Source organism: Isoptericola luteus (assembly GCF_020297055.1).
GTDB classification, from domain to species: Bacteria; Actinomycetota; Actinomycetes; order Actinomycetales; family Cellulomonadaceae; genus Isoptericola; species Isoptericola luteus.
On the sequence record NZ_JAIXCQ010000017.1, the window covers coordinates 69,532 to 76,045 of the forward strand.

At 68.6% G+C, this 6,514-nt stretch carries 9 protein-coding genes and 1 pseudogene; 2 read left to right on the plus strand and 8 right to left on the minus strand.

The annotated features are described in order from the left end of the window. Nucleotides 1-37: 37 nt before the first annotated feature. Nucleotides 38-427, minus strand: coding sequence for a hypothetical protein (locus LEP48_RS17605; protein ID WP_225566878.1), 390 nt, complete (start codon nucleotides 425-427; stop codon nucleotides 38-40). Next, on the minus strand, nucleotides 427-1,656 hold the full coding sequence (locus LEP48_RS17610; RefSeq protein WP_225566879.1) for an amidase domain-containing protein: 1,230 nt from the start codon (nucleotides 1,654-1,656) through the stop codon (nucleotides 427-429). Before LEP48_RS17610 ends, LEP48_RS17605 begins: the two co-directional genes overlap by 1 nt. 406 nt (nucleotides 1,657-2,062) lie before the next feature. On the opposite strand from LEP48_RS17610, the gene LEP48_RS18965 reads away from it, so the two are divergent. Further along, entirely contained in the window at nucleotides 2,063-2,221 is a 159-nt protein-coding gene (locus tag LEP48_RS18965; RefSeq protein WP_225566890.1) for a transposase, read from the plus strand. A gap of 233 nt (nucleotides 2,222-2,454) precedes the next feature. Next, on the plus strand, nucleotides 2,455-2,667 hold the full coding sequence (locus LEP48_RS17620) for a hypothetical protein (RefSeq protein WP_422723854.1): 213 nt from the start codon (nucleotides 2,455-2,457) through the stop codon (nucleotides 2,665-2,667). Between the two features lie 365 nt (nucleotides 2,668-3,032). Here the strand turns inward: LEP48_RS17620 and LEP48_RS17625 are convergent, their stop codons facing one another. From LEP48_RS17625 to LEP48_RS17650, 6 genes and pseudogenes are all read right to left on the minus strand, one after another. Beyond that, nucleotides 3,033-3,395: a response regulator gene (locus tag LEP48_RS17625; protein WP_225566880.1), complete on the minus strand. Its 363-nt coding sequence runs from the start codon at nucleotides 3,393-3,395 to the stop codon at nucleotides 3,033-3,035. Next, nucleotides 3,392-3,874: a chemotaxis protein CheX gene (locus LEP48_RS17630; RefSeq protein WP_225566881.1), complete on the minus strand. Its 483-nt coding sequence runs from the start codon at nucleotides 3,872-3,874 to the stop codon at nucleotides 3,392-3,394. Before LEP48_RS17630 ends, LEP48_RS17625 begins: the two co-directional genes overlap by 4 nt. Then, nucleotides 3,871-4,257 (minus strand): response regulator, encoded by a 387-nt coding sequence (locus LEP48_RS17635; protein WP_225566882.1) that lies wholly within the window; start codon nucleotides 4,255-4,257, stop codon nucleotides 3,871-3,873. Before LEP48_RS17635 ends, LEP48_RS17630 begins: the two co-directional genes overlap by 4 nt. Continuing rightward, on the minus strand, nucleotides 4,254-5,066 hold the full coding sequence (locus LEP48_RS17640; RefSeq protein WP_225566883.1) for a CheR family methyltransferase: 813 nt from the start codon (nucleotides 5,064-5,066) through the stop codon (nucleotides 4,254-4,256). Before LEP48_RS17640 ends, LEP48_RS17635 begins: the two co-directional genes overlap by 4 nt. Beyond that, complete coding sequence (locus LEP48_RS17645) at nucleotides 5,063-6,124, minus strand: protein-glutamate methylesterase/protein-glutamine glutaminase (RefSeq protein ID WP_225566884.1); 1,062 nt, start codon at nucleotides 6,122-6,124, stop codon at nucleotides 5,063-5,065. The genes LEP48_RS17640 and LEP48_RS17645 overlap by 4 nt, the downstream gene beginning before the upstream one ends. Nucleotides 6,125-6,210: 86 nt before the next feature. After that, nucleotides 6,211-6,514 (minus strand): annotated as a pseudogene (locus LEP48_RS17650) (methyl-accepting chemotaxis protein); the annotation flags it as partial.

Here is a 6,514-nt window from a genome sequence, read left to right on the forward strand (position 1 = left end):
GAGCACCTACGAGGCTCCGCCCTCGGCTTCCGCAACCTCACCCACTACATCGCCCGATCAATGAGCCTTTCGATCCGCGGATCAAAACAAGCCATCCGACCGCAGCGATGGCTGCGAGTACGAGCCACCAAGCCTCGATCCGCCGTGCTTGATGGAGACACGTAGTTGTGAAGTCCGTGAGCGGTATCGCCCCGTCGTAGACCAAACCCTTGGCAGCAGGGCCATACGAACAAGTCACGCCGTCGACGATAACTGGAGCGGCGGAGAACCATAGCGCGCAGCCGATGATGAGCACCGCGACGAGGCCAGACACCCAGCGTGCAACGCTGCCTCGGCCGCGGACCGCCACGGCAATCGTGACGACAGCGATGGCGATCGCAGCAAGAAGTAGCACAACCCAGATGAGGACCCCGAGAAACTCCCTCATCAGCGGTGCTTCAACGCATAGAACTTCATGGAAGTCTTCCCCTGGTCCTTCGCAAGCTTGAGCGACTGCGAGAACGGGATGTTGTAGCGATTGGATGACTTCTGAGAGATGTACGGCATGTTCTTACTTCCCGTCTTCTTCATCCCCGTGACAACCATGGTGTGGTCGAGCGTGCCATCAGCCTTGCCCTTGGGGTCCCAGTCGGCGAAGATCAGATCACCCTGCTTGGCGCTGTACACGCTGTTGTACTTGGTCCAGTTCGCCCTGACCTTAGCGTAGTAGTAGAGCGTCTTGGAGTTCGACCACGTCCACGACGGCCCCGCCGGTCCAGTCAGGTTGTAGTGCCAGTTGTTGGTGTCACGCGGATTCGTGCCACCCTTAAGGTCCCATCCCCCCGCTCGAAGAGACTGCGACGCGAAGTTGGCACAGTCGTTCGGCAGGTCAGGGTAGGCGGTGTTGAGCTTGTTTGCCTTCGTCCACTTCTTGGCGTAGGCGGCGGTCGCGGAACCGCTGGTCGAGGACTGGAACAATTCGATCGAACCGGCCGCTTCCTCTTCCGGATCACGCTCGAGAACGGACTCGTCTTCCGGAAGCGGGTCCGTGACATCCTCGGGCGGTGTGACATCTCCTTCGACCGATCCGTCCGAAGGGGGCGGCACGATGACGTCGTTAGTTACGACGTAGCTGCCCCCGGGCTGCGGAGTCGCCTTGTAGATGTGCTCGTCGGTCCAGCTCGACTCCTCAGGAACATTCGACGTCCCCTGCTCGACCGATTGAACCGTCGTCGTGATGTCAGCGTGGACTCTGACCGAGCCATCTTCCCCGACCACCGACGGGCTCAGCTCCGTGTTCGGGGTGACCGACTCGACGATGTCAAGCCCTGCTTCTGCGTAGGCGGCGGCATCGCCTGCTGCACTGTCGTCTGCACCCGCAACGGCGGACAGCGCTCGCGTCCCGCTGCCAGCACGCTCCGCTACCACCGGGTCGACGCGGACTGCGTCCTGGGCCGCTAGGTACTGCTCGATCGCCTTCAGCACATCCGCCGGGATATCTGCTTCAGCCGTACCGCTGCCCTGCTCCGCGATTGCCGGCTGGCTGGCGACCGTTCCGACATCGGTGCTGTTGGTTGCTGACGCGGGAGCCGCCGCACCCACCGCCACGAGAGCCATCAGGCTCAGCCCAGCCACCCCCACCCGGCCGGCCGATCGACGCAGGCTGCAACTCTTCACGTTTCCTCCACCTTGAGAAAAATGACTCAGCCGACACAGCTCGCGCCGGCTCGGCCTGCCCCGCATGCGTGCGGGACTGGAGCCCGACGCAACGAATACGACCACACGATTCGTTAGGGCATCTGCTAGACACGACAATTCACCCGCTCTCGCAGTTGCAAGTCCAGCGTCACGCTCGCTGCCGGCGCCTTCGCCCCCCTCTCGCCACACGTTCATGCCGAGCGATCCTCGCCACGCCGCGTCGGGGCGTCGCCGCGGGCTCCCACAGTTCTCGTCCCCTGAGGAGGTGCCATGCCCGCACACCGCAAGCGCGAGTCTGAGCTATAGGGATTGTTTCGGAAGTCCGTTCCGCGCGGTCTGCCGGGTTCGGCACGATTAAGGGTCGTGGCGCGTGGTGACCTGAGTGATGCGGCTTGGCGGTGCTCGAGCCGTTGCAGCCAGTGGCCTCTCGTGGGCGTCCGCCGCGGTTTTGCCGCGACCGGTCGACGGGATCCGGTGGCGGGTCCGGGTCGGCGCGCCGTGGCGCGATGTGCCCGAGAGATATGGGCCGTGGCAGAGCGTCTAACGGCTCTTTCGAAGGTTCCAGCGCCAGGGCGTGTGGGACGAGGTCGCGGACCTGTTGCGAGCAGCCGCGGACGAACGCAGGCTGATCTGCTGGGAGCTGTCGATCGACTTGACGACCTCGCGTGCTCATCAGCACGCCGGGGGCGCCCGCCGCTGCGGCGCCGAGCAGGTAGAGCCTGCGGGCGGTGTGCATCGTGAGCCGGACGATCACCGCTGGGCAGATCCCGGGGCGGGTTGACGACCAAGGTCCACGCCGCGGCCGCACGCCCGCCACACTTCGACCGGGTCGACTACCGCGACCGGCACGCGGTGGAGTGCATGTTCAACCGGCTCAAGCGGTGGCGGGCCGTGGCCGCCCGATACGACAAGCTCGCCGTGCGGTTCACCGCGACCGTGCAGATCGCCGTGATCGGCGACTGGCTGATCACCCTCACCGCCCGCACGTGACCATCCGGCCGGGGGCCGCTGGCATCCTGAACATCGTGACCTTCTACGCCGATGCCGAGAGCGGCGACCATGTCGACGACCCGGCCAGGACGACCTGCTCGCCCTGATCGGTGCCCTGAACACGACCAACAACACATTCTTCGTCGTCTACCCCCACGACGAGGAAGACCAGTGGTTCATCTCCGTCACCCGCGGTGCCAGCGCCTTCGGCGCGTTCACGATCGAGCGCAGCGAAGCGAACGGCCCCACCCACACGACGACCACCGCTGACCTCATCACGATCGCCACCGACGTCAAGACCTGGGCCGACGCCCAACGCTCAGACCACTTCCGAAACAGGCCCTAGATCGAGGTGCTGCTGCGGCTCAGCGGAAGTGCGGCCGCAGCGCGTCCTCGAAGGTGTCGGCATCGAACGGCTTCGCGATGAGGAACAGCGCGCCCTCGCTCTCGGCGAGCTCGCGCATCTGGGGCGAGCCCTCCGACGTGACGAACCCGAACGGGACCTGAGACCCGGCGGCCCGCAGGCCGCGCAGGAAGTCGATGCCGTTCATCTCGGGCATGTTCCAGTCCGAGAGCACGAGGTCGGGCTTCTCGCGCAGAGTGGTGTCGAGCCCTTCCGCGCCGTCGCCGGCCTGGACCACCTCCCAGGCGCTGAAGCCCGCCTGACGCAGCGTGCGGATGACGATCTGCCGCATCACGCGGGAGTCGTCGGCGACCAGTACCTTCACAGCTCTTCTCCGTTCATGGTCCACAGGGAGATGACGAGGGGCTCCCCCCGCCACAGCAACAGCTCGTCGTGGTCGGCGGCCGGCGCGGACGCAGGCTCGTCGAGCTCGACCACGGGCAGGGTGAGCGACGACCCCTCGGGAAGCATCCCCTTGAGGTTGCCGCCCACGACGTTCGCCACCTCCCCCAGCGCGTCCTCGACGTCCTCGCCGGACAGCGGCTCGTCGTCCGCCATCTGCAGCAGGGCACGAGCGATCCGGTCGGCGGTGGGCCGGGTCGTGACGACCTCGGCACGCGTCGACGTCGGGCCGACGATGTCGACCCGCGCCCGGACGGAGCCGGCGGCCAGGTCGGCAGTGCCGGTCCCGGCCTGGAGCAGCCCCGGCTCGCCGTCGATCATGGCGCTGAACAGGTCCTGGGCGATGGGCAGGACGCTGCGAGCGAGCGTCTCCGTCATCGTCTCCGTCGTCGTGTCGGTCATCGCGGCAGTTCCTTCGTCGCCAGGAGCCCGAGCAGGTCGAGCTTCGCCATCAGTGCATCCGGGGTGAACGGCTTGATGAGGTATTCGTGGGCCCCGGCGGCGAGTGCCCGCACGATCTGGCCCTGCTCCGACTCGGTGGTGACCATCATCAGCGTGAGGTCCCGCCACTCGCGGCGGGTACGGACCGCCTGGACGAACTCCAGCCCGTCCATCACCGGCATGTTCCAGTCGACGCACGCCAGGTCGAACTCCTCGCCCGCCTCGAGCAGGTCGAGGGCCTGGCGGCCGTCCCCCGCCTCGGCGGTCTCGAAGCCGAGATCCCTCAGCGTCGTGGCGACGATCCTGCGCATCACGCGGGCGTCGTCGATGATCAGCGCCCTCATGCGCTGCCTCCTCTGAGTCGGTAGATGGAGCCCTGCGTGACGTCGACGCGCTCCCAGGCGGGGTCGACGCCGACGGTGGTCTCGGCGGCACCGAGGACGAGAAAGCCCCCCGGTCGCACGCGTCGGTGGAGCCGGGCAAGGATCGACCGCTTGGTGGGCAGGTCGAAGTAGATGAGCACGTTGCGCATGAACACGACGTCGAACAGCCCGGACCCAGGCGGCGGGGTCAGCAGGTTGTGCTTCTCGAACGTGAGGGACCGCCGCAGCGCGGGGTCGACCTCCCACTCGGCGCCGGCGCGACGGAAGTTGCGCACCAGCATCGGGGCGGGCAGCCCGCGGTTGACCTCGAGCTGGCTGTAGCGGCCCGTGCGCGCCCGTTCCACGACCGTGGCGTTGAGGTCGGTCGCCAGGATCGAGTACCGCTGCACCCCGGCGTCGCGCAGCACCATCGCGATGCTGTACGGCTCCTGGCCGGTGGAGCACGCGGCCGACCAGATCCTCATCTCGGCCCCCGCGAACGCGGGCACGATCGCCTGGCGGAGGGCGGTGAAGGGCGCGGTGTCCCGGAACCACGACGTCTCGTTCGTGGTCATGGCCTCGACGACGCGCACCACCTCGGTCGAGCTGCCGCCGCGCACGTAGCGCTGCACGTAGCTCTCGACGGCGCCCGGGCCCGTGAGGCCCTTCTCGCGCGCGAGCGGACCGAGCCGGGACTCGACGAGGTACTCCTTGCCAGGGTTGATCTGGATCGCGCTGTGCGTGCGGACGAGGTCGCTCACGTAGGTGAAGGACTGGGTGGATACGGTCATGGGCGCGTCCCCGAGGTCGCGGCCGCGAGGGCCTGGGCGATGGTGCCGACGGGCAGCACCTGGTGGGCGTGTCCCGCCGTGGTCACGGCGCCGGGCATCCCCCACACGACGGACGTCTGCTCGTCCTGGGCCAGGACGTGGCCGCCGGCGCGGGCGATCTCCCCCGCGCCGTCCCGCCCGTCCGAGCCCATGCCGGTGAGCACGAGCGCGAGGAGGTCCCCGCCGAGCACGCGGACCGCGGAGCGGAACAGCACGTCCACGGCCGGGCGCGTGAAGTTGACGGGCGGCCCGTCGGTGAGCAGCGTGCGGACCCCCGCACCCTGGCCGACGACCTCGAGGTGCCGGCCGCCGGGCGCCAGGTACGCGTGCCCGGGGAGCAGCGGCTCGTCCCCGGCGGCCTCGACGACGGTCATCGGCCCCACGCGGTCGAGGCGCTCGGCGAGCTGACGCGTGAACACGGGCGGCATGTGCTGCACGATCAGCATGGGCACGGGCAGCGGGGAGTCGAGCTCCGACAGGACACGGCGCAGGGCCTCCGGCCCTCCCGTCGAGGATCCGACGACGACGGCGCGCACGGGCTTGACCGGGTTCGCGCGCCGGGCGGTCGGCACCGCCCGTCCGCCGGCCGGGCGGGCGGTGGCCGCCGCCCGCGTGCGCTGCGGCACCAACGCCTTGATCTTCGGCACCAGCTCGGCGCCGACCCGCTCGAGGGCGGTCGCGACCGAGCCGGTCCCGCTCGGCTTCGTCACGTAGTCCGTGGCGCCGGCGGTCAGCGCGTCGAGCGTCGCCGCGGCCCCCCGCTCCGTGAGCGTGGAGAACATGATCACCGGCACCCGGCGGCCGGCGGCGCGCAGGGCGGCCACCGTCTCGATGCCGTTCATCCTGGGCATCTCGATGTCGAGGGTGACGACGTCCGGGTCGAGCTGGGCGACCTTCGCGAGCGCGAGACGCCCGTCGGCCGCCGTGCCGACGACGGTGATGTCCGGGTCGCGCTCGAGGGTCTGCGTCACCAGACGGCGGATGACGACGGAGTCGTCGACGACGAGCACGCGGATCATCGGTGCCCTCCCTTCGGTCGGTGCGCGGACGGCCGCCGGCGAGCGGCCGTCCTCGGTGTGCGGGTGGTCATGGGGATTCCGGTCCGTCAGATCTGGAAGCGCGAGACCTGGGCACGCAGTGCTTCGGAGACCTGGGCGAGCTCGGAGACCGAGTCGCCGATCTGGACGAGGGTCTCGCTCGACTGCGCCGCGGCGTCGGCGACACCGGTGATGTTGACGGCGATCTCGCTGGAACCCGTCGCGACCTCGCCCACACCACGACCCATCTCGTTCGTCGTCGCGGTCTGCTCCTCCACCGCCGACGCGATCGTCAGCTGGTAGTCGTTGATCTGCCCGATGATGTCCGCGATCTCACCGATCGCATCCACCGCACCCGACGTATCACCCTGG

What these genes read in the sequence shown, in the direction of transcription:
- LEP48_RS17605 (WP_225566878.1), bottom strand. Translation starts at nt 427, where the DNA reads ATGAGGGAGTTTCTCGGGGTCCTCATCTGGGTTGTGCTACTTCTTGCT.
- LEP48_RS18965 (WP_225566890.1), top strand. Translation starts at nt 2,063, where the DNA reads ATGCGGCTTGGCGGTGCTCGAGCCGTTGCAGCCAGTGGCCTCTCGTGG.
- LEP48_RS17630 (WP_225566881.1), bottom strand. Translation starts at nt 3,874, where the DNA reads ATGACCGACACGACGACGGAGACGATGACGGAGACGCTCGCTCGCAGC.
- LEP48_RS17635 (WP_225566882.1), bottom strand. Translation starts at nt 4,257, where the DNA reads ATGAGGGCGCTGATCATCGACGACGCCCGCGTGATGCGCAGGATCGTC.
- LEP48_RS17640 (WP_225566883.1), bottom strand. Translation starts at nt 5,066, where the DNA reads ATGACCGTATCCACCCAGTCCTTCACCTACGTGAGCGACCTCGTCCGC.
- LEP48_RS17645 (WP_225566884.1), bottom strand. Translation starts at nt 6,124, where the DNA reads ATGATCCGCGTGCTCGTCGTCGACGACTCCGTCGTCATCCGCCGTCTG.